The organism is Cellvibrio sp. KY-YJ-3, assembly GCF_008806955.1.
In the GTDB taxonomy this organism is placed as follows: Bacteria; Pseudomonadota; Gammaproteobacteria; order Pseudomonadales; family Cellvibrionaceae; genus Cellvibrio.
On sequence record NZ_CP031727.1, the window covers coordinates 4,285,450 to 4,307,065 of the forward strand.

The window sequence follows — 21,616 nt, forward strand, 5'->3', positions numbered from 1 at the left end:
AAACCGCCAAAGAGAAACATCAGGCCAAAAAGTTGAAGCAGGCTGAACAGGCGCATCGCGAGTTTTAACACCCGGCAATAAAAGCCCTAGGGCTGAACGAAGTCATAAAAGAGGTAGGGGCGCGGTCTATTCACTCAAGAATAGCATGCGCCCTTTTTGTTTTTAGGAAGCAGTAAGCTAGGAAACAATAAGCCAAGAAGTAATACACCAGAAAGTAATACACCAGAAATCAATAAATCAGGGCGCAAAAAAGCGGCGGGGATTATTTGATGTTCCAAAACACCAAACTTGGAAAATGACGCGCCAGTTGCCACTTGGCAAATAGTATTAGCAACGAGGAATGTTTACTGCGGGTTAAAAACCGCATGGTGGCACTGCGCGGGAACTGCGCTTTATTCAGCGGCTCGCCTTGTGCATCCACGGGAGACCACTGCTGCTTGAGCAATTGGCGCTGTTGCTCCAATTGTCGCCGCAACACAATACACTGCTGCATTTGCCGCTGCCGTTTGCTGGTGGTGACGCTATCTGGCTCATTCATAGCTGACTCCGGATCAACGCGACATCCGCTGCTATTTCAGCGCGAGTTCCTGCAAAAGCATTGGCGCCCTGGGCAGAAAAATGTTTGCAGCGCAGATAACACATGGTGGCTCCTGCTGCATAAAACACAATCACACCAGCGATGGTTTGCAAACGGTAGGCGGTGGGCCAACCTAATGTAATGACCAAAAGCCCGATACAAAAAAGGCAGCAAGTAAAAAAAACCAGCCCCAGCACACTGAAGACCAGCATTTGCTGTAAACGATTTTTTTCCTGCTGCCATTCAATACCCGCGAGCCGCCCATGCAGTTCCATCTGCACAAGCACTATTGCCGCTGAAGCGCGCAAACGCTGGATAATTTCCAAAATTCTACTCCCGGGTTTGACGCTCAAGAATTAACAAGTAACAACCACTAATTAATTGCGACGCGCCAACAAATAACCCAACAACAAACCAACCGCTGCACTGGCACCAATGGCATTCCATGGCTGCTCATGAACATAGGTATTAGTAGTTTCCGCTGTTTTACGAGCGCGATTCATCACCGTTTCGCCCATTTCTGTCGCTGCATCTTTCGCGGCAGTGATGCGTTGATTTACTTTGTCTTTGGCGCGCTGTAAATCTTCACCGGTGAGATTGGTGGTGGCTTTGATCAAGTCTTCTATATCTGCAACAAAACTTTGAAATTCGTGCGCAATACCACTAGAGCCTTCTGCTTTTTGTGCTGGAGCCGCATGTGTATCAACTGCTTTACTGTTTCCTGACGAAGATCCAATACCAGATGGATTTTGCATAAATAATTCCTGCTATATAAAGGGTAAGTTTAAAGGCTGTTCCCGTGTACCGATTTCAATCCAGTAGGCGCTATAACCTGCATTCATAGTATCCAGCCCCCCTCCCCAAGTCTGTTCGCTAACGCACTGATACTTTGTTACCTCAATGCTAACTTGCTCATCACAGCAGTTATCGCGAATTACAAAAAAACATCAACGCAGTAAACCCGTAATTTTTCCCGCTAGGGATTTTGGAGCAACACCATGAACAAGCCACTACAAAAATTATTTATTCCCTCTATCGCACTGTTGGCGTCTATGACTATCAGCAGTTTTATCATGGCGGCGACCCCGGAGCAGGAAATCACTAACGCACGACAAGAAAGTCAAATTTGGACAACCTATGCACTCAGCCCTTATTTACGCGCTAACGATATAAAAGTATCGGTAGTGGATGGCAAAGCAACACTCACTGGCACAGTGGAAGAAGCTGTGAATAAAGATTTGGCCACTGCCATCGCCATGGGCGTCAACGGCATAAAAGATGTAGACAATAAAATTGATGTGCGCGCGGATTACCAGCCCACCAAAAGTGAACGCCGCTATGGCGATCAAATGGATGACCTGGCAATTTCCAGCACTATTAAATCCAAACTGTTGTGGAGCAAATACACCAACAGTCAATCCATTAAGGTGAATACGCTGGACGGTAAGGTGACGCTGGAAGGCAATGTCGAAACTGAAGAAGCGAAAAAACTCGCTGGCCGTTTAGCCAAAGATACACGCGGTGTGCGCGCGGTAGAAAACAAATTAGTTATCAATAAAACACCCGGCATAACCGGCATGGCAAAAGCATCCACTAAAGAAGTAGGCGATGTTATTTCTGATAGCTGGATCACCACCAAAGTGAAATCCACCCTGCTCTATTCAAGCAATGTAAAAGGCTCGGATATTGAAGTCACCACTAATGCTGGCGTAGTAACGCTGAGTGGAAAATTGGATACCGGTGTGGAGCGCGCTCTGGCAGTTGAATTAGCCGAGAACGTGCGCGGTGTTAAAAGTGTACAAGCAAAAACATTAACCAATTAAATCCCATTTTATTCACCAAAAGGTAAGCTTATGACAACTTCAACAGTCACCCAAAAAATGGCGAACTGGTTAAAACCAGGCACCTCATTTATCGCATTGCTCGCAGGTTTTTTATTCTTAACTGCCTGCGCCTCCACCCCACCACCCACCAAAGAAATCAGCGCGGCTGAACAATCCATGATCGATGCTGAACAAGCGCGGGTTGCACAATATGCACTGCCGGAGCTGCAAGAAGCGCGCAGCAAATTAGCGGCTGCACGCACTGCCGTTTTAAATGAAGAGATGGAAGAAGCAAAACGTTTGGCGGTGGAAGCCAGTGCCGGCATTAAATTCGCAACAGCCAAAGCAGAGTTAGCCAAGGCAGAAGCCGTTAATGCTGACATGCAAAAAAATATTCGTGTTCTTAAAGAAGAAATGCAACGCATCAGTGGAGAACAACAATGAAATTATCAACGTCGATGAACTTAAAAGCGCAAACCAAACGCGGTCTGCATTTATCCAAACCACTGATCATGGCGCTGGGCAGTGCACTTATTCTGGCCGCCTGTGTAAATTCTCCTAAAAGCCCGAGCGGTGCAGTTGCTGCACGCGAGCGTTTGGTGCAGTTACAAAATGATCCCGCTCTGGCGAGCCGGGTGTCGGTTGCGATTCGTGAAGCAGATGATGCAGTGACTGCCGCCGAAGTACCCATGAAAGACAAAGTGAAATCCGATCACCTGGTATTTGTTGCCACACGTGAGGTGGATGTCGCCTGGGCGCAAGCCAAGACCCGTCAACTGGAAGACCAGCGTGCCGGCCTGAGCGAACGCCGCGACAGTGAACGTTTGGAATCGCGCACCCGCGAAGCAGATCGCGCTCTTGATGCAGCAGAACAAGCGCGCGCCGATGCAGAAGCCGCACGCGATGATAGCGACGCACTGCGCCGCGAAATTGCCGAGTTAAATGCAAAAGAAACCGAGCGTGGTTTGGTGGTTACCTTGGGCGATATGTTATTTGAAACCGGCAATTCGCAATTAAAAGGCAATGCTTTTGCAAACCTGAGCAAGCTGTCCAGTTTTCTCAATAAATACCCTGAGCGCACGCTGATTATTGAAGGCCACACCGATAGCGTGGGCAGCGAATCCAGCAACCAGTCGCTGTCACAGCGCCGCGCCGATTCCGTACAACAGTATTTGTTGCAACAGGGCGTTGCCTCTAACCGCCTGACAGCGGTTGGCCAGGGAGAAAATTCTCCGGTAGCCAGCAATGATTCAACATCCGGGCGCGCACTGAATCGCCGCGTGGAAGTGATTATTGCCAACCCGTAAACCAACACTCCATCACTTTTTTGTTGAGTAACCGTCATGACCTTAGGAACAATTATATTAATTATTGTGGTGTTAATGCTTATTGGCGCCATACCGAGTTGGCCGCACAGCCGCTCCTGGGGTTATGGCCCCAGTGGTGGCTTGGGGCTGGTATTAATTATTCTATTAATTCTGGTCCTCATGGGCCGGATATAAAAAACAGCGCCGTGGCGTGACAACCACGGCGCTGTTTTACTGTGTCGCTCTTCATTTAACCCAAGCGTATTCACTGGAGCCAAACATGTTTCGTCAAAGTTTATTTAACCGCTACCCTCGCAGCATTCTGGTAATAACCATTATTGTGCTGATGGCGGTTATCAGTATCGGTTTGCTTGCACTGGATAAGGGTTATTCCTTGTAACACGGCCGACAAATTATCGACCGCGCTTAATTTCCTTATTGTTTAATTCCCTTATTGCTTAATGCGCAGCAAATCACTAATGCGATCCACACCGTCCACATCCCGCGTAACTTTCACGACTAAATCGTGCTCCGCACGGGTTTCTACTTCACCGGACAATTGAACTACACCATTGGTCGCCATAACTGCAATCACAAATTCGCTCAACGCTTCTTCATCCGCAATTGCCTGCTCCACTTTTTTTGCCAGCTGCATATCAAACGCTTTTTGCCCCTCATCCAGACTGGATTGATTGGCATCGGCAACTGACTGTTGCGAATCAACAACGCCTTCCGATTTTTCACAGCCGCTAAAACTAATAATGAGCAGAGAACTTAGCAGGCCCATAAACACATAGGATTGATAGGAATCTTTCATAATATAAACCTCGCGTTAACACCTCCAGAATTGAAGGTGCCCTTTAACAATGACGGTTATTCGTAGCTGCGTTGCGCCTTATCAAATGGCTTGGTGCGATAATAGGTGTGAATGTCGTTCGACCAACTATTATCTGCCATATCCGGCCAATCGGATTTATCAAAACCCGGCGCATCTTTCAGCCGATCTTTAGTGACATCCAAAATAAAACGTTTATGTTCGGTATCGAGTTTTAACGCCGTCCAAGGCACAGCAAATAATTTTTCGCCCATGCCCAGGAAAGAACCGAACGATAAAACGGCATAACATACCTTGCCGCTACTCATATCCAACATAATTTCCTTAATATCGCCGATGTCTTCATTCTGGCAGTTATAGACATCATTGCCGACCAATGTTTCTGCGCCCATTAAACCCGGGCCAGGGCCATTATTGATTTTATACATACCATAGGTGTCGCGACTTTCGTAATTCATAATAAGTTCCTTGTAAAAAATGGATTAAATTCCCAGTAGCAGACACACAGCAAAACTTAAAAAAAATCGCGCCATACTGTGTGATGAGCACTGATAATCGGCTTAATTTTTTTTAGCGTCTGTACGCAACCCCCCTTATAGATTTGATTAATACGCGCTACTGCAACCGTTAATCGCCCTTTGTGCCGTAGCGCACGGACGCCGGTCTGGCTGACGAACACACTGGCGAGACACTGCCCCGTGCGAGTGCAACTATTTATTTTTATGTTGCAGGATTAATCGATGAATCACCTTTCTAACAAGCTAAACCCTATTGATCTGCAGATGAGTGGGAATCGTTTAATCGATGGTTTATCACTGGCGGTACGCACCCGTTTACTACAACACTGCAAAACCGTAGAGCTCACCTTTGGCGATATTCTCTGCGAACCGCAGGAGCTGCTGCGCTATGCTTTTTTTCCGCTGACTGGATTCATTTCACTGTTGACTCTGGTGGAAGATCACCAGCCATTGGAAATTTGCTTAATCGGCAATGAAGGCATGATGGGAGCAACCCTCTCCCTGAGCGTGAGTGCCGCACCTATGCGCGCATTAGTGCAAGGCACTGGCCACGCTTTGCGCATCACCGCCGCACAGTTGCGCAGGGAGCTCAATAATTCACCGGAATTAATGGCGCAATTACATCGCTATGTGTATGTAGTACTGGAACAATTGGCAAAAACCGCCGCGTGCATTCATTTTCATGAAGTGGCGCAGCGATTGGCACGCTGGCTCTTAATGACTCACGACCGCACTCACAGCGACCAACTGCATTTAACCCAGGAATTTCTGGCCGATATGTTAGGCGTAAGGCGCAGCAGTATTACTGTTGCCGCAGGCATACTGCAAAATGACCAATTGATTAATTACAATCGCGGCGAAATTATTATTGTGGATCGAAAGGGATTGGAAAAAGTTGCCTGTGAATGTTACCAAACACTGAAACGCGATTATGAACTGGTATTTGCCTGAGGCCGCGGCGCTGAATCCGTGGCGGCAATAAGTGGTGTATCTACACCACTGCTATAAAACTGGTAATTATTGCGCCCGCACATTTTTGCGCGATACATAGCGCTATCGGCGCGCTGGAACAGCGCATCTACATTACCGCCATCATTGGGGTAAAGACTAATACCAATACTCAGGGTGACCGCAATTGGCTGCTCGTGAACCTGTTGTGGTGCAGCAAAGGCTGCAATCATTTTATCGGCGACATGCGCGGCATCTTCACTGTGTTCAATTTCAGTTAGCAAGACTACAAACTCATCACCACCCTGGCGGCATACCGTATCGGTAACACGCACAACGGATTCCAATCGCCGCGCAATAATTTGTAACAACCTGTCACCCACGGCGTGGCCGCGCGAATCGTTAATATTTTTAAAATTATCAATATCAATAAATAACAAACCGATTTTTTTCTGTTTGCGTTTTGCCAACCCAAGTGCGCGCGTGAGGCGCTCGGTAAGCAGGGTGCGATTGGCCAAACCGGTGAGCACATCGTGCTGCGCCATGTGCAGAATTTTTTTAGCCATGGCCCGTGCATCACTTACATCGTGAAATACAATGACCGCACCGCTAATAGCACCGAGGCGATTGCGAATGGGCGCGATAGAGTCTTCAATGGGAATTTCCGCACCATCGCGCCGCACCAATAAACAATTGCTCGGCAGTTTGATGGTTTTATTCGCTTTTAATGCGCGCCGCACCGGGTTGGGCGGTGGTTGGCGGGAGTCGGCATCTATCACTTTAAACACGTCTTCCAGTGGCAAACCCAATGCCTCTTTCAACGACCAGCCGGTCATAGTTTCTGCAGTGCGATTGAGGTAACTGATTTTACCGGCAAGGTTAGTGGTGAGCACCGCATCGCCAATCGAATTCAACGTTACTTGCGCGCGCTCTTGCTGATCAAACAACGCATCTTCCGATACGCGCAAAATAGTTTCTATGGCTTTGCGATCACTGATGTCTTCAACAATTTGTACATAGCCCTGCGCTTTTTTATTTGCTTTGCTATTAATTGCTGCGGCATTTAAGCGTGTCCACACCATGGTATTGTCGCTGCGCACAAACCGTACTTCTGCCAAAAATGGCTCACGCTTATTCACGGCGGCGTGCCACTCCTTCACCGCTTGTTGACGGTCATCCGGGTGAATAGCTTCTGTCCAATTAGTGCCAAGGGTTTCGTCGAGTGTCTGCCCGGAAATTGTGTGATAGGCCGCGTTGGTGTAAATGCAATCGCCTTGCGCATCGGATAGAAAAATGCCCAGTGGCGATGCATCACTCATTACCTGAAAACGCTCTTCGCTTTCGCTCAGTGCGCTGCGCGATTCTTTGCGCTCTAAAATATAATTCAGCGCGCGCGGCAACCAGTGCGCATCTATATGCCCCTTGGCAAAATAATCATGGGCGCCGCGCTCCATAGCGGCACGCCTCAATTCGTCATCACTCGCTGAGCTCAATACCAAAATCAACGCATCGGGTGCGGCGGCAATTACTTTATCGAATGCGCCCAACCCTTTTCCGTCGGGCAAGGCCAGATCCAGCAGCACCACTTCAATTGGATTGTTAACAAGGTATTCCAACGCTTCCGCCAGTGACTTTACCCACTCCACGACAAATGCAGCACTGTCGTCATGCAGCGCATCCTTTATCACCTTGGCATCGGCAGGATCGCTTTCTATTAACAATAAATGGGTCGCAGAACTCTTCATGAGAAAACATCACCCGAAGTGAAAAAGATGCACCAAGGTTAACGCACCGATTCACCCGCTTCGGTGCGGTGTCGTACAGAGAGGGGTTTCAGGGGTTTGAGTGCCGTGCGGTTATCTAACGCGATACAGATGTTCTCGTATTACGTTAGATATGCATTATTTTTTTTCTTCATTTAAGGTTGCAGGGATAAAACCTTCAGCAGATAAGGCTCTAATGACACCGCGCATCAAGTAGTTATTACTAAAGCCGAAGGTATATTGGCGCGCACCATCGCTTACGGGTTGTAGCATTTTTCGCTCAACTAACTTTTTAATTTGATAAGTACGCTGATGCGCAGTCAAATGTGGCATTGCTTCTGCCAAATCAGCCGCTTTTGCAATGCCCATTTTGGCCGCTATGTGCAATATGCTTTCCTCTTGCGCGGTAATAAGCTCGCGTTGTTTTGCATAAGCCAATGCCGGTGTGAGAATTTTGTTACGCAAATAAGCAAAATCAGTTAGCTGATCAACTTTTCTCAGCTCATCTAAAATACCCGTTAGTACATAGGTACACCAAGCTTCTTGCCCCTCCGGTAAACCTGAATCAGCAAGAGCAAGCATGGAATAATACTTATCCCTATCATTGCAAAATACTGCAGTCGGATTCAGCACACGCCCACCAGCTTGCACATTAAAACCATACTTAATCAGCAAGGCATAAGTAAGCAGTCGCACCACGCGGCCATTACCATTACCGAAGGGGTGAATCCAACCGAAACGATGATGAGCCAGAGCCACTTTAATCAGATCATATTTAGGTGCATGTGGCTCATTAATAAATGCCACTAACTCCTGCATATAGGATGGTACTTGTATTGCGTCTGGAGGTAGATGCTCTGACTGCGATATGCGGACCGACCCCGCGCGGTAAGCACCAGGAGTGCGATCACCTTCCCGCTCCAAGTTATCTACCGTCATGGCATGCAACTCGCGAATAAAGTGTTCAGTTAAATTGGTGCCTTTTTCTATGGATTCCTCTACAAATGCCATCGCCAGCTCAATGTTTTCCATTTCACGCAAATGATCCGAGTGGTCACTGGCGCCATCCAACTTACTTTCGACATAATCGGCTAGTGTGGTGTGATTGCCTTCAATGCGAGCAGACCCCAAACTTTCCAGCATGTGAAAAATGCGCTTAAGCTGTAAAAACAGGAGGGCGGGTGTAGAGCCGCGCAACTGTAAACGGCGCAAATGCTCAAGCTCGGTCAATACATCAACCAAGGGGGAGTCAAACGCTGGGTTGGGCAACATCAAGTTATGGTGATTAAATCCAGGCATAGCATTAATTATCTGTAATGGTGTTACCGCGACATCTGTAATCTACTCAAAAAAGATCAATAGAGTCAAACAATTAGAAGAAAGAAGATAAACTTTTATCTGTAAAAAACCCTGTCAGCAAGTTGAATACACTCTTCACCCATCTTCAAAAAGTATCTACATAAAATAGAAACCCAACCACACCGCCTATGCGATAACACGAACCTCCACCCTCCGCTCCCTACCATCATCCACCAACGGAATTCCCGCGCTGTGCAGCTCAATGCCATCCAGCAGGATTTTGTTTTCACCCCCAAGGTTTTGAATCACTTCAATGCGATAAAGCGTATTGCCAAAGCGATAATCCACCGAATAACCCGGCCAATCTTTCGGCAGGCAAGGTTTGATATGCAGTTCGGTGCCGTGACGGGTGATGCCGAGCAGGGATTCCACCATCAGGCGATACAACCAGCCCGCCGAGCCGGTATACCAACTCCAACCGCCGCGACCAGTGTGGGGGGCGATGGCGTAGACGTCGGCGGCGACCACATAGGGTTCAGCTTTGTAGAGTGCGACGGCGGCAGCGCTATTGCCGTGGTTGACCGGGTTGATGATGTTGAACAGTTCCCAGGCGCGTTGGCTATCGCCCAATTCGGCGAAGGCCATAGTCGCCCAGATGGCGGCGTGGGTGTACTGGCCGCCATTTTCGCGCACGCCGGGCACATAGCCTTTGATGTAGCCGGGGTTCATGGCGGACTTGTCGAAGGGTGGATCGAGCAGTTGGATAATGCCCTGGTCGCGGCGCACCAAATGTTTATCGAGTGAACTCATGGCCTGACGGGCACGCATGGGATCGCCTGCGCCTGACAGCACCGACCAACTTTGGGCGATGGAATCGATACGGCACTCGTCGTTAACTGCTGAACCTAAAGCGACGCCGTCATCGAACCAGGCGCGACGGAACCAGGCACCGTCCCAGGCGTATTGGTCGATATTGTGTTGCAGCTGTTTGGCCTCGTGAACGCAGCGCTCGGCAAAGACTGAATCATTGCGTTGATTAGCGATTTTGGCGAAGGCGAGCAGCACTTTGTAGAGCATAAAACCGAGCCAGACGCTCTCGCCTTTGCCGTGAATGCCGACCAGATTCATGCCGTCATTCCAATCGCCCGAGCCCATGAGCGGCAGGCCGCGCTCGCCAAAACGCAGGCCGTGTTCGATGGCGCGCTGACAATGTTGATAGAGGCTGCCGGTGTCGCTGCTCTGCCCCGGCAGATCGTAATAGGATTCCTCATCGTCATTGAGCGCGCGACCGGTCAGGTAGTGCAACTGCTCGTCGAGCACGCCGGTATCGCCGGTATTTTGCACATAGTGGCAAGTGACCAGCGGCAGCCAGAGGTAGTCGTCTGAACAGCGGGTGCGCACGCCGCGCCCTTGCGGTGGATGCCACCAATGTTGCACATCGCCTTCGTGATATTGGCGCTGGGCGGCACGCAGCACTTGTGCGCGCATCATGCCCGGCTGGCTGTGAGCGAGTGCCATGGTGTCTTGCAGTTGATCGCGATAACCGTAGGCGCCGCCGGATTGGTAATAACCGCTGCGCGCCCAAAGGCGACAGGCGAGGGTTTGATAAAGCAGCCAACCGTTGGCGAGTACATTGAAGGCCGGATCGGGCGTTTTGACTTGCACGGCACCAAGGGTGCGCGTCCAGTAGTCATGCACCTTGGCCAGTGCAGAGCGGGCGGAACCCATGTTGCGCATACGCTGCGCCAGAGCGCGGGCCTGTTCCAGATCCTGCCCTGCACCGAGGCGGAAAATAATCTCGTGCGACTCACCTTCATCCAGCTCAAACGGCACCTGAATGGCACCGCAAGGGTCTAGCCCCGCGCCTAAACGGCCGGAGAGTCGCGTGCGGGTCAGTGCGTCCGGGTTGCCGAGCGAACCGTTGCGGCCGAGGAATTCGGTGCGGTCGCCGGTCAGACTGCGCGCGTTGTCGTCCACGTCAAAGAAACACACGCGCCCACCAAATTCGCTGTTGTAGGCGTTGCGCGCAAAGAGTGCACCGCTGGCGGCGTCGATTTCAGTCACCATGTGCAAGGCGGATTTGGTGCGCAGATCACCCAGCACCCACTCCACGTAACCGGTTGCCGACAAACGCCGCGGGCGCTTGGACAAGTTAGTGACTTTGAGTACCGAGAATTTGACCGACTCCTCCAAATCCACATAGACCCACAGCTGCGAACAGACGCCATCTTCCGTGTGCTCAAATACGCTGTAACCAAAGCCGTGGCGCGTGACATAAGGCGCGTGGCCGCGTTTGGGCAAAGGCGTGGGCGACCAGAAATGGCCGGTCTCTTCATCGCGCAGGTAAAACGCTTCACCGCCGGCGCTGCCGACCGGATCGTCGCACCAAGGCGTCAAGCGGAATTCATGCGCGTTTTCGCTCCAGGTATAGGCCAGCCCACTCTCTGAAATCACCGTGCCGAAGTTAGGGTTGGCGATAACGTTGACCCAAGGCAGTGGCGTTACCTGCGCTTGGGTAGTGGTGATGATGTATTCGCGGCCGTCCGGGGTAAAACCGCCGAGCGGATTGGTAAGAATCAAGTCGGCGCGCGGGGCGATAATTTGGGGTTGGGTTGTATCTTCAACATATTTGCGCTGATGAACCAAGCGCGCGACTTTCTTCTCAGCCAGGCCCTTCCAATTGATCTGCTCCGCCAAGCTGCCTTTAGTACCGTCGATAATGGCCCGTGCTACGGATTGCAGCAGAATGCGATCCTCGTGGGAAATCTGCTCCGCTGAGCGCACAAAAATCCCGCCGGGGCGATCAATCGCATGGCTTTCGCTGCCCGTGGCAATCAACCCCATAATTTGGTCTTGCAGGCGTTGGCGATAGCCGATGTGGTCTTCATTCCAAATCACCAGATCGACCGATAACCCCTTCAAGCGCCAATAGGCATGACATTGGATTAGCTGGCGCGCCAGTTCGATATGGTCACCGCTGGCGATTTTAAGCAGCACAATCGGCAGGTCGCCAGAGATGGCGTAACCCCACAAACCGGACTGGCCGCGCCGGTTCTGGATCAGCACACTCGCCTCGGCGCGCAGGGCGGCGTGGGCATAGAGCACGCTGCTGGCTAGGCGTCGATAAATCTGTGCATCCGCCTCACTGGCATTGATCTGGCGCAGGGTCACCCCGCTGTGAGTCGCAGCCAGATCGAAAACGCGGTCGGCCAAGTGGCGATCCTGATAGCGACTTACCAACGTCATGCAGGCGTCGCGGTTATCGGCGGTGCCACTGACCAAATCGAGTGTGGCCACCTGCCCTGCTTCCAGCGTAATGCGACAGCGGATGGCGACAATCGGATCGAGTACCGAGCCTTGGCTGCCGGAGAGTTCCCCGCCACTGGTAACCGCTTGGGGTTCAACCAGAGTGCGGCCACGGCCGGTAAACCGCAGCCGGTCAGTTTCGTAAGAGAACTGATCCACCGGGCTGCCGTTGGGGGACAACAAATGGAACATCCAGGGGGTGTGCTCACCCACGGAGCGCGGGCGACGGGTGCAGAGTAGCGCGCGTCGCTCGGGCAGAATTTCGGTCTGCACAAACAAATTGCCAAACGCGGTTTGGGTGGCATCGGCCGCCGGTAATGCCAAAACCACTTCGGCGTAGCTGGTGAGTTCCAGGGTGCGGGTGCGCGACGAGCGGTTGGTGATGCGCAGGCGGCGCAGCTCTATATCGTCCTCGGGTGAGACGACTAACTCGGTATAGGTCTCGATGTCATGATCACGGCGGCGGAATTCCGCGCGGCCTTCGGAGAACATCGCCTCGTAATTGTCGGCGCGTTTGAGTGTGGGTTGATGGCTTGCCGACCAGAAGTCGCTAGTAGTGGTATCTCGCAGATAGACAAACATGCCCCAGTTGTCGCGCGTTGCATCCTCCCGCCAGCGGGTCACGGCAAGGTCTTTCCAGCGGCTGTAACCGCCACCGGCGTTGGTGACCATCACCTGATAGCGACCGTTGGATAAGAGTTGCACTTCTGGTGTTGGTGTATCCGCCTCCAACGGTGCGTAGCTAGCGGTTTCGACTTGATCGAATATCGCCGCACCTTCGGCATGTTCGGCGACATGGGTATGCAGTACCGATGCTTTGGGAATGCGCTCCTGCAATAACAGCAAGGTCGCCTGCAATAGCGGGTCCGCCTCAAACCGGCGCTGCATGGGGCGATCCAATAACAGATAGGCCAGTGCCAGCAAACTCATGCCCTGGTGGTGGACCATAAACGAGCGCACGCAGGCGCTGGCCTGGCCGCGCGCCAAACGCGACGGGGTGTAATCCACCGCTTCATAAAACCCGAAGCGGCCTTCAACCCCATTGCTGGCAAGCTGTTCCAGATTCTCGCAGGCTGTCTCTGGTGCAACCATCAGCGCCATCACCGTCGCATAGGGGGAGATGACCATGTCCTCCGCCAAGCCGCGCTTGAACCCTAAACCGGGCACCCCAAAGGCGTGATATTGGTAATTCAGGCTGGCATCAAAGGTGTGATAGCCGGATTCCGATACGCCCCAAGGCAGGCCACGCTGTTTGCCGTAAGCGATCTGGCGGTTGACGGCGGCGCGACAGGTTTGATCGAGCAAGGTGCCCTCATAGCTGGGCATCACCAGCATCGGCATCAAATACTCAAACATCGAGCCACTCCAGGAAACCAATACCGGCTCGCCCTCGGTCATGGTGCGCAAACGCCCCAGGGCAAACCAACTCTCCTGCGGCACCTGGCCCTGGGCGATGGCAACAAAGTTACACAGGCGCGCCTCGGAGGCGAGCAGGTCGTAAAAGCTGTTATCGCGGCGATAATCGTCCAGGTTGTAACCTACGGCGATCAGGTGGCGGGTGCGGTCATAAAGGAAGCCGTATTCCATCGCCGCAAACTCGTGAGCCTGAGCCACCAACTCCATACAGGTGGCGATACGTTCGCTGGCGCGCTGGCTGGCGGTGTTGATCAAACCGCGCAATTCCAGCAGCCACTCCCGGTCGGCCGGTGTGCCGGGGCGCAGCAATTGTTCATCCAGCAGCGGCACCAACCGCTGGCTGTAACCCGCCAAACTGCGCAAGCTGGGAATAGCATTCAGGTTGGCGGCAGGCTCGCTTTGCACCAGACCAGCCATAAACCCGGTCAAGGCCGGGGGTGTCGGGCGGAAGGACAACCAGGGCGCAAAAAACAATAACTCGTCCAGCGCCGCGCGGCTCTGTTGTGCCAGTGCCTCGCCCCAGCTTCGGGCTTCATAACCTAATGTCTCTGCGCCCAACATATCGTTCAGCAGCGCACCGCTCACCGCCAGTTTTACCTGGGGTTGGGAGGTTAAATAGGCATTGATGGTAATGGCCGCATCATTCACCGCTTTCAGGCAGTGCATGAGTGATAACAAGTTGGTAGTGCGCTCGCCCTGATTGTGCGCGCAGGCGGCACTGAGCAAGCTGCGCATGCGGATAATGCACGCCTGAACGGCATGGGGCAGGTCGTCCTGCATGTGGGCAACTTGCAAGCTGTCGGTGAGTACAGCGAGCGTATCCGCCAAGCCCTGAAAGACCCGCTCATGGGGAATTTGGTGATCCGGCAGCGCTACCAGCCCGGCGCGCAGGGTGAGCAAATGACCTGCGAGGTTGCCGCTGTCCACCGCTGAAATGTAGCGCGGCGGCAGTGGCTGCAAGGTGACTGTGTCATACCAGTTAAAGAAATGGCCGCGATATCGCGCCAGTTTGCTCATGCTGCCAAAGGTATTGGCAGTGCGTTCGAGCATCACATCGGCGGAGATAAAACCGAAATCGTAGGCGGATAAGTTACCCAGCAGCGCCAACCCGATATTGGTGGGCGATGTGCGGTGGGCAATCACCGGGCCGGGGTTTTCCTGAAAATTATCCGGCGGCAGCCAGTTGTCTTCCGCCACTACAAAACGCTCAAAATAGGCCCAGGTTTTACGCGCAATCTTGCGCAAAAACTGGGTCTGCTGCTCCGATAAACTCGGCTGCCTGCGCACCAGGGGGCGGCCTAACCACCACACACTGACCGGCGCGACAAACCATAACAGCAGCAGCGGTGCCGCAATTAGCAAGGCAGCAGGCTGCACAATTGCCAGAGTAGCGGCGGTCGCCAGCGCAATTACCGGTGCCGACCAGAGCAAGTTCCAGCTCGCCGCCAAACCACCTTTGATTTTGCGTTCCTGCTCCGCCGAGGTACACCATTCCAGCAAGCGCCCCGGCGCAAACCACAGGCGCCACAGGCTGCGCAAAATGGCGGTCAAACTAAAACAGGCCTCATGGGGCAAACCGCTAATGCGGAACAGCGCCTGCAAAAAATGGCGCCGGGCAGTGCTCGCCACCGCCGCCAAATGCTGCGCCCAAAATACTTCTTTGGGTTTGCGCAGTGCATCCACCAGCAGGGCTAATACCGGCGGTAGCAGCACTATGCCTAACACCGCGAGCGTCCAGAGCGCTGGCGCCGGCAGCAGCGTCCAACCGGTTAACAGCAGTAACAACAGCGCGACCGGCGCCATGCTGCGCAACAGGTTGTCGGCAATTTTCCAGCGCGATAAGGCCGACAGCGGGTTCGCCAATGTTTCCCCATTGGCACCCGGCACTCGCGGCCAGAGCCAGCGGGCGATTTGCCAATCGCCGCGCAGCCAGCGCTCGCGTCGCGCCACATCCAACTCGTAACGGGCAGGAGAATCCTCGTAAAGATGGACATCGCTCAACAAGCCCGCGCGCGCATAACAGCCTTCCAGTAAATCGTGACTGAGGATGCGATTGTCGGGAAAACGCCCACCGAGCACTTGCTCGAAGGCATCCAGATCATAAATGCCCTTGCCGATAAACGAGCCTTCGCCGAACAAATCCTGATACACATCCGACACCGAGCGGGTGTAAGGGTCGATACCCGGTTCGCCGCCGTAAAGCTGCACATAACGCGAGCAATTGGCGGCCGACAAAGTGGCTGCCATACGCGGCTGCAAAATGCCGTAACCCCGGCTGATAATGTGTTTTTCCGGGTCGTAAACCGGCTGATTGAGTGGGTGAGCCATGGTGCCGACAAACTGGCGAGCGGCGTCGCGCGGGAGCTGGGTATCTGTGTCCAGCGTGATCACGTAGCGCACTTTGGGTAAGGCAGTCACATCACCCACAATTAATGAAAAAGCCTCAGACCCCGCACTGCCCGCGCGCAATAGTTGGTTTAAATCGGCAAGTTTGCCGCGCTTGCGTTCATATCCCATCCAGCGTTCGCACACGGGGTTCCATTGGCGCGGGCGATGAAATAGAAAGAAGCGATTGCAGTTATTGCCGGTGCGGGTAGCTGTTGGTGGATAAGCCCTGTTGAGCTGTTCGATACCCTCACGCGCCCGGCTTAACAAGGCTTCATCACCCGGTAGGGATTCATTGTGGGCATCGCCAAAATCAGTGAGCAGCCCAAAATACAATTGCTCGTCGCGATTGCCCAAAAAGCGCACTTCCAGTGCTTCCAGTAAATCATCAACTCCCTGTTGGCTGGTCAGCAACGTGGGCACTACCACCAGCGTGGCCAGGCTTTCCGGTATGCCCTGCTCAAAATCCAGGCGCGGCAAACGTTTGGGAATTACCAGCAGCGTGACTAACCAATTCACCAGCGCGGTCGCGAGCGCCGTGGATGCAAACACCGCCAACACCACCATCAAACCCAGCGACCAACCGGCCATTCCAGCCTGCTGCGCCAAGCCAGCAAAACCGGCCGAGACCAGCACTACCAGCGCCAGTATTGCGCCGAGGTACAGGGGCAAGCGCACCCGCGCGCAGCCACGCCGCAACCGCTCCCACAGCGGCAAACGCGCCGCCACGGCGTGCTCCAACTGCGCCAAACCGCGATCCACCAGGTAGTAACCAACATGGCGGGCATGAGCGGCAGAATCACTGGCGTGTTGCGCCAATTCAATCGCGACACGGGCAATGCCCGCCTCGGAAATTTTGCTGCGCTTGGCAAGGCGATCAATCACATGGCGGTATTCATCGCGCGTCGCAAAATCCATACGGCGATACACATCATCCCTGTCCTCCAGCAAAATCTGCTCGACGATGCTCATGGTCTCCACAAATACCCGCCAGTCGTAAGCGCCTAAAAAACGCAAACTGCCAATGCTATTGCTAATGGAGACTTGATCAACCGCCTGCTGCTGGGTTTCCGCCTGCACCATCTGTTCAATGGTCAAACTTTCTTCTGCCAATCGCTGCTCAATCCAAGTCAACGGCAAGGCCAATGCGGGGCCGTGCCCCTGCAAACGGCGCACTAATTCAGCGACAAAGGCACTTACCATCGGCGGGTTGGAGCGCGCCATATCGGCGATGACGACAATTAAATTTTTCGGGTCGCTCTCGGCCACCTCCACCATTTGGCTCGCCCATTCGCGCGCCAAATTGAGATAGGTGCGCGCATTGGTAATGCGCAAACTTACGCGGCGCAAATTCTCAATCAGCGCCAGGCGCAACATAATGGGAATCGCCCAGAGTTCGCCGAGCGTTAGTGGGGTGACGGTTTGATAAGCCGCGACAAAACGGCTGAGAATGTCGGCATCGATACGGCCATCACCGTGGGCGATGGCGGCGAGCGCCAAATCATAAACACGCGGCAAACCGGCGGAGCGTCCCGCGCTTAAACGTGGCAATTCGCGGCTGTAATTTTTGGGGAAATGGCGTTTGGCGGTACGGATTTGCTCTTCAATCATGTAAAAGTTGTCGAGCAACCACTCGCCCGCAGGCGCGATGCGCGAACGCGCTTTCACCGCCTCCGCCAGTAACTCGCAACCGCTAATCAATACTTGTTCGTTTTCATCCAACCGCGTCAGCAAGCGGTCACGCGTGCGCGCTTTACTCAAACTGTGCTCACTCGCCAACACGCGACCAAAATGTTCCATCTGGTCGGCGCTGAATAATTCTGCACGCAGGGGGTTCAGATCCTCCGGTCGCGGCGCACGCCGGTCGTGTATTCGCCCGCGCCAGGAACGAAAACCCGCTTTAACATTAAGGCCAGCAAGGCCAGATTTGGCACCAAAAGTAGAGCGATCAGAAAGGGACAGGGTTTTACCCAAGCGCGTATTCAGCATAATAGAGCCTTGAAAAAAACATGGTTCTATAGAGCCTGACCAATCCGCGCCGATCTGTCTGTTCGTTAGCTAGCTTTAGCGACTCATCAACGAAAACCCTGCGCAAAATCCCCCACACGCGGGGCGAACCGCCGCCTCACGCTGGATATAACACGCCGTAGAAAATCTGCCCGTTAAAACAGTCGTTCTATACGCCGCAGTTGTACACGCACTGCATTTTTATTGGGTTCATGGCGATGCCGGTGATGTGTTTTTTATCATCTTCATCAAGATAATTCTCCACCAGATGCGCAGATTTGTGCGCACGAAAACCAGACTTTCGTGGCTGGGCACCTAATTCATAAGAATTTTTTTCACTATTAGAAAAAATATTTTTATCGCCATTAATATCTTTTTTCATTTCTCAATCCGTCCGTAAATTTATTACCTGGCTGCCGACGACTAATCTGACCACTTATTATTAACATCTTGTGACGACTGGTTATGCAACGATAATTAATAATGGGCGCAGCGTTAAAGGTGCACTGCCATGAAAACTTTATTTACCGAAAATAAAAAATTCATACGCAACACACAATTGAACAATAAAGAGGGCATTTACGAAGATCAGTGCGCTAAACCGCATAGATAAAACAATCTGTGTGTGTTTTCGTACAGACTTGATCGGCTTCAATTCATATGGTGAGGGTTCACAAACTGACTGGAGCTTGAAATGGAAACTCAATTTGCACAACGCCCTGAAAATAATTATCGCGATGGGACATTAAGTACTCAGCCAGTAAATGACAGCGCCGTTGCATGGTGTGCTGTGTTTGCCGGTGCAGTCGCGTCTGCCGCGCTGTCGTTAATTTTATTATTGTTAGGCACCGGCTTCGGCCTAACCCTGGTTTCACCCTGGGACAGCGAGGGCATTAGCGCCACCACGTTTGGTGTGACCAGTATTATCGGCATCACTTTAATATCCTTAGCGGCCTCAGCGCTGGGCGGGTACCTCGCAGGCCGGTTGAGAACCCGCTGGTTTAACACACCCAACGACGAAGTGTATTTCCGCGATACCGCCCACGGGTTTTTATCCTGGGCAGTGGCAACACTAGGCACCGCCGCATTACTCACCGGTGTGATTGGCAGCATTGTGGGTGGCGGTGTTAAAGCAGGCGCAAGCGTTGCAGAAGGTGCGGCCACTGTTGCAACCGGAGTAGCGGCAAGCGGTGCCGCTGCAGCACTGATTGAAAACAATAGTGAAGGCGATACCACACTCCCTTATTTGTTGGACTCGCTGCTGCGCAAAGATGCATCCACAAGTTCTGCAGCCGTTTCCCAACAGCCAATCATTAATCAAGAAACACCTGCTGAAGGGCAACCCGCGTTGGCACCAGCACCTGCAGCAGAAAAAAATGAATCAGCATCTACAACACAAAACGATGCAAGCAAAAGTGAACTTATGCGCATTTTTGTTCACGGCATTGCAACAGATTCCCTACCCCAAGACGACGTGCAATACGCCGGTCAACTGGTTGCGCAAGCAACAGGCATAGATCAACGCGCCGCTGAACAACGAGTAACTGATGCTTTCACAACCTTGCGCCAAAAAGTGGAAGACGCAGAAACAGCAACACGCGCCGCCGCCGATAAAGCACGCGAAGCCTCAGCCTACACATCGTTGTGGTTGTTTATTTCATTATTAAGCGGCGCATTTATCGCCAGCTTGATGGCCGTATTCGGCGGACGCCAACGCGACTTTAATTAACATTATTTTTTCTTAAGGAGAAAAATATGCGCTCTATACTTTTATTCATGCTGGGCATTCCAATTCCGATTATTATTCTTATCGCCATACTGTTGTAAGCTCAAAAAAATGGCCCGGAAGTGATTCACTTTCGGGCCATTTTTTATTGCTAAAAAAACAACCTCATTAATTGATTCGGGTTGTACTCCACCACCTCCACCATCTGCACACACCTTCGCTTCGATGCGGACGGTTAAAAATAGAGGCTGCACACCTCCGAGTGCATTAAACCCTCTATTTTCAACTTTAATTATGGCGATCACTAAGATATTCCCGTATCTAGCAATTTTTGAAGGGCGGGGTTAATCTTCCCGCAATATACGGTCTTAGCTACTGAATGAACTGTTAGATTTCCATAGGAAAAAACTTTGTCACAATCAATAAACTTTCAAAACTTTAACGAAACAGATGTGAGAGAAGAAATTCTTGCACCGCTCATAAGAGCGCTCGGCTATCGTTCAGGCTCAGAACATAATGTTGTTCGGGAGCAATCACTTCGATATCCGAGAGCATTTCTTGGCCGCAAAAACACTAAAAAAGATCCAATACTTCGGGGAAAAGCAGACTATATTCTTGAGGCAGGCTCCAAAGTCCGCTGGATTATTGAGGCCAAGTCACCAGATGTTGAAATGGATTTCGATTCGATAGATCAGGCTTATACCTATGCAAATCACCCTGAAATTAGGGCGGTATATTTTGCATTATGTAACGGAAAGCGGTTTATTGTATTTCAAACTAATCAAGGGCCCGAAGCTGGCGCTCTTCTTAATCTAACCTTCGAAGAACTTCAAGAGAAATACCAAACCATTGAAAACTTACTTTCACCTCATTCAATCTTGCGAGACCATCCAGTCCTCGAAAGGGATATGGGAGTACCAATTGGGCATGGCCTTCGCTCTGTAGTGAGAATCACCAATGGCGTGATAAGTTATTGCGGTAATTCCGTAAACCTACCATCATTAACAGAACTGCAAATAGGAATTTCTGGAGGTGCAATCGAAAGGAATGAAAGCGGCCAAATGCTTGCTTTTTTAAATACAGTCGCACCAACCCGATCTATGCAATTGTTAAATCAGAGATTAGGATTAACGTCCTTCGAAATGATAAGTGAAGATAGATATATTTCAAATGATTCAAAAACCCCCACTGTCTTTATTAGTGACAAAACGGTGATACTTCCAGCAGGTGAGCGGTTATTAGACATTAATTCCTGGCAAGAATTTGTTATCCCCGAAAATATTGTTTGCAGGGTTCAGACTCAGGCATCAGGCCATCTTCAAGGGAATCTATTTCACGGTGATTTTTCTTCAATAATGCACTATCAAAATGTAGATCGACTGATAAATCTGTACGGTAAATATGAAATGTATGTGGCGTAATTCCCCAACCTACGGCGGCGATAAAAAATTAATATTTGTATCGTACAATTTACAAACTGCTGTTGTGGTTAACATTATAGAAATGGAATCTGCAAGTGCGAGCTAAAATTATTGTAAGTTTATTATTTGGTCTATTGTTGCCGTGGCTCTACTTCTTAGTGGTAGAAATAGTACCAATGGATATTTATAAAAATGATGTCTTAATAAGAAAGGCCGCATATAAAAGTGAACTAATGCTTTTTATCGATTATCATGGCTGGCTAAATGCATCGGTTTTGTACCTAA

The 21,616-nt window shown here is 51.5% G+C and carries 17 protein-coding genes; 7 read left to right on the forward strand and 10 right to left on the reverse strand.

The genetic code is table 11. The annotated features are described in order from the left end of the window. Window positions 1-262: 262 nt before the first annotated feature. Genes D0B88_RS18190 through D0B88_RS18200 form a run of 3 tightly spaced genes read right to left on the reverse strand, consistent with a single transcriptional unit; the run spans window position 263 to window position 1,332 of the window. Window positions 263-538: a hypothetical protein gene (locus D0B88_RS18190; RefSeq protein WP_151058934.1), complete on the reverse strand. Its 276-nt coding sequence runs from the start codon at window positions 536-538 to the stop codon at window positions 263-265. Further along, complete coding sequence (locus D0B88_RS18195) at window positions 535-903, reverse strand: phage holin family protein (RefSeq protein ID WP_151058936.1); 369 nt, start codon at window positions 901-903, stop codon at window positions 535-537. Before D0B88_RS18195 ends, D0B88_RS18190 begins: the two co-directional genes overlap by 4 nt. Before the next feature lie 51 nt (window positions 904-954). Further along, window positions 955-1,332, reverse strand: a complete 378-nt coding sequence (locus D0B88_RS18200) for a YqjD family protein (RefSeq protein ID WP_007643524.1) — start codon at window positions 1,330-1,332, stop codon at window positions 955-957. Window positions 1,333-1,575: 243 nt separating this feature from the next. Between D0B88_RS18200 and D0B88_RS18205 the strand changes: the two genes are divergently transcribed. Genes D0B88_RS18205 through D0B88_RS18220 form a run of 4 tightly spaced genes read left to right on the forward strand, consistent with a single transcriptional unit; the run spans window position 1,576 to window position 3,902 of the window. Next, entirely contained in the window at window positions 1,576-2,400 is an 825-nt protein-coding gene (locus tag D0B88_RS18205) for a BON domain-containing protein (RefSeq protein WP_151058938.1), read from the forward strand. Between the two features lie 30 nt (window positions 2,401-2,430). Further along, window positions 2,431-2,844, forward strand: a complete 414-nt coding sequence (locus D0B88_RS18210) for a DUF4398 domain-containing protein (RefSeq protein ID WP_151058940.1) — start codon at window positions 2,431-2,433, stop codon at window positions 2,842-2,844. Beyond that, window positions 2,841-3,707, forward strand: coding sequence for an OmpA family protein (locus tag D0B88_RS18215; protein WP_225318452.1), 867 nt, complete (start codon window positions 2,841-2,843; stop codon window positions 3,705-3,707). Before D0B88_RS18210 ends, D0B88_RS18215 begins: the two co-directional genes overlap by 4 nt. A gap of 36 nt (window positions 3,708-3,743) precedes the next feature. After that, entirely contained in the window at window positions 3,744-3,902 is a 159-nt protein-coding gene (locus tag D0B88_RS18220; protein ID WP_007643531.1) for a DUF3309 domain-containing protein, read from the forward strand. A gap of 256 nt (window positions 3,903-4,158) precedes the next feature. Here D0B88_RS18220 and D0B88_RS18225 read toward each other — a convergent pair whose 3' ends face one another. Beyond that, entirely contained in the window at window positions 4,159-4,524 is a 366-nt protein-coding gene (locus D0B88_RS18225) for a BON domain-containing protein (protein WP_007643534.1), read from the reverse strand. Window positions 4,525-4,580: 56 nt separating this feature from the next. Beyond that, window positions 4,581-5,000, reverse strand: coding sequence for a PRC-barrel domain-containing protein (locus tag D0B88_RS18230; protein ID WP_151058942.1), 420 nt, complete (start codon window positions 4,998-5,000; stop codon window positions 4,581-4,583). Between the two features lie 282 nt (window positions 5,001-5,282). Between D0B88_RS18230 and D0B88_RS18235 the strand changes: the two genes are divergently transcribed. Next, window positions 5,283-6,011, forward strand: coding sequence for a Crp/Fnr family transcriptional regulator (locus D0B88_RS18235; RefSeq protein WP_007643538.1), 729 nt, complete (start codon window positions 5,283-5,285; stop codon window positions 6,009-6,011). Here the strand turns inward: D0B88_RS18235 and D0B88_RS18240 are convergent. The 4 genes from D0B88_RS18240 to D0B88_RS18255 form a co-directional block, all read right to left on the reverse strand. After that, the gene (locus D0B88_RS18240; RefSeq protein WP_151058944.1) at window positions 5,990-7,753 is read right to left on the reverse strand and encodes a GGDEF domain-containing response regulator; all 1,764 of its coding nucleotides are present in this window, start codon (window positions 7,751-7,753) and stop codon (window positions 5,990-5,992) included. The genes D0B88_RS18235 and D0B88_RS18240 overlap by 22 nt on opposite strands. A 156-nt stretch (window positions 7,754-7,909) precedes the next feature. Further along, the gene (locus D0B88_RS18245) at window positions 7,910-9,070 is read right to left on the reverse strand and encodes a Fic family protein (protein ID WP_151058946.1); all 1,161 of its coding nucleotides are present in this window, start codon (window positions 9,068-9,070) and stop codon (window positions 7,910-7,912) included. 186 nt (window positions 9,071-9,256) lie between these two features. Then, on the reverse strand, window positions 9,257-18,166 hold the full coding sequence (locus D0B88_RS18250; RefSeq protein ID WP_151058948.1) for a GH36-type glycosyl hydrolase domain-containing protein: 8,910 nt from the start codon (window positions 18,164-18,166) through the stop codon (window positions 9,257-9,259). 187 nt (window positions 18,167-18,353) lie between these two features. Further along, window positions 18,354-18,566, reverse strand: coding sequence for a hypothetical protein (locus D0B88_RS18255; protein WP_151058950.1), 213 nt, complete (start codon window positions 18,564-18,566; stop codon window positions 18,354-18,356). A gap of 312 nt (window positions 18,567-18,878) precedes the next feature. On the opposite strand from D0B88_RS18255, the gene D0B88_RS18260 reads away from it, so the two are divergent. Next, complete coding sequence (locus tag D0B88_RS18260) at window positions 18,879-19,913, forward strand: hypothetical protein (protein WP_151058952.1); 1,035 nt, start codon at window positions 18,879-18,881, stop codon at window positions 19,911-19,913. A gap of 41 nt (window positions 19,914-19,954) precedes the next feature. On the opposite strand, the gene D0B88_RS18265 is transcribed toward D0B88_RS18260, so the two are convergent. Continuing rightward, the gene (locus D0B88_RS18265) at window positions 19,955-20,215 is read right to left on the reverse strand and encodes a hypothetical protein (RefSeq protein WP_151058954.1); all 261 of its coding nucleotides are present in this window, start codon (window positions 20,213-20,215) and stop codon (window positions 19,955-19,957) included. A gap of 105 nt (window positions 20,216-20,320) precedes the next feature. Here D0B88_RS18265 and D0B88_RS18270 point away from each other — a divergent pair, with 105 nt between their 5' ends. Beyond that, the gene (locus tag D0B88_RS18270; RefSeq protein ID WP_151058956.1) at window positions 20,321-21,331 is read left to right on the forward strand and encodes a type I restriction enzyme HsdR N-terminal domain-containing protein; all 1,011 of its coding nucleotides are present in this window, start codon (window positions 20,321-20,323) and stop codon (window positions 21,329-21,331) included. The last annotated feature ends 285 nt before the right edge of the window (window positions 21,332-21,616 follow it).

Bases quoted from the DNA above. Each gene is read 5' to 3' on its own strand.
- D0B88_RS18190 (WP_151058934.1), bottom strand. From the start codon at position 538: ATGAATGAGCCAGATAGCGTCACCACCAGCAAACGGCAGCGGCAAATG.
- D0B88_RS18200 (WP_007643524.1), bottom strand. From the start codon at position 1,332: ATGCAAAATCCATCTGGTATTGGATCTTCGTCAGGAAACAGTAAAGCA.
- D0B88_RS18205 (WP_151058938.1), top strand. From the start codon at position 1,576: ATGAACAAGCCACTACAAAAATTATTTATTCCCTCTATCGCACTGTTG.
- D0B88_RS18210 (WP_151058940.1), top strand. From the start codon at position 2,431: ATGACAACTTCAACAGTCACCCAAAAAATGGCGAACTGGTTAAAACCA.
- D0B88_RS18215 (WP_225318452.1), top strand. From the start codon at position 2,841: ATGAAATTATCAACGTCGATGAACTTAAAAGCGCAAACCAAACGCGGT.
- D0B88_RS18220 (WP_007643531.1), top strand. From the start codon at position 3,744: ATGACCTTAGGAACAATTATATTAATTATTGTGGTGTTAATGCTTATT.
- D0B88_RS18225 (WP_007643534.1), bottom strand. From the start codon at position 4,524: ATGAAAGATTCCTATCAATCCTATGTGTTTATGGGCCTGCTAAGTTCT.
- D0B88_RS18230 (WP_151058942.1), bottom strand. From the start codon at position 5,000: ATGAATTACGAAAGTCGCGACACCTATGGTATGTATAAAATCAATAAT.
- D0B88_RS18235 (WP_007643538.1), top strand. From the start codon at position 5,283: ATGAATCACCTTTCTAACAAGCTAAACCCTATTGATCTGCAGATGAGT.
- D0B88_RS18240 (WP_151058944.1), bottom strand. From the start codon at position 7,753: ATGAAGAGTTCTGCGACCCATTTATTGTTAATAGAAAGCGATCCTGCC.
- D0B88_RS18245 (WP_151058946.1), bottom strand. From the start codon at position 9,070: ATGCCTGGATTTAATCACCATAACTTGATGTTGCCCAACCCAGCGTTT.
- D0B88_RS18250 (WP_151058948.1), bottom strand. From the start codon at position 18,166: ATGCTGAATACGCGCTTGGGTAAAACCCTGTCCCTTTCTGATCGCTCT.
- D0B88_RS18255 (WP_151058950.1), bottom strand. From the start codon at position 18,566: ATGAAAAAAGATATTAATGGCGATAAAAATATTTTTTCTAATAGTGAA.
- D0B88_RS18260 (WP_151058952.1), top strand. From the start codon at position 18,879: ATGGAAACTCAATTTGCACAACGCCCTGAAAATAATTATCGCGATGGG.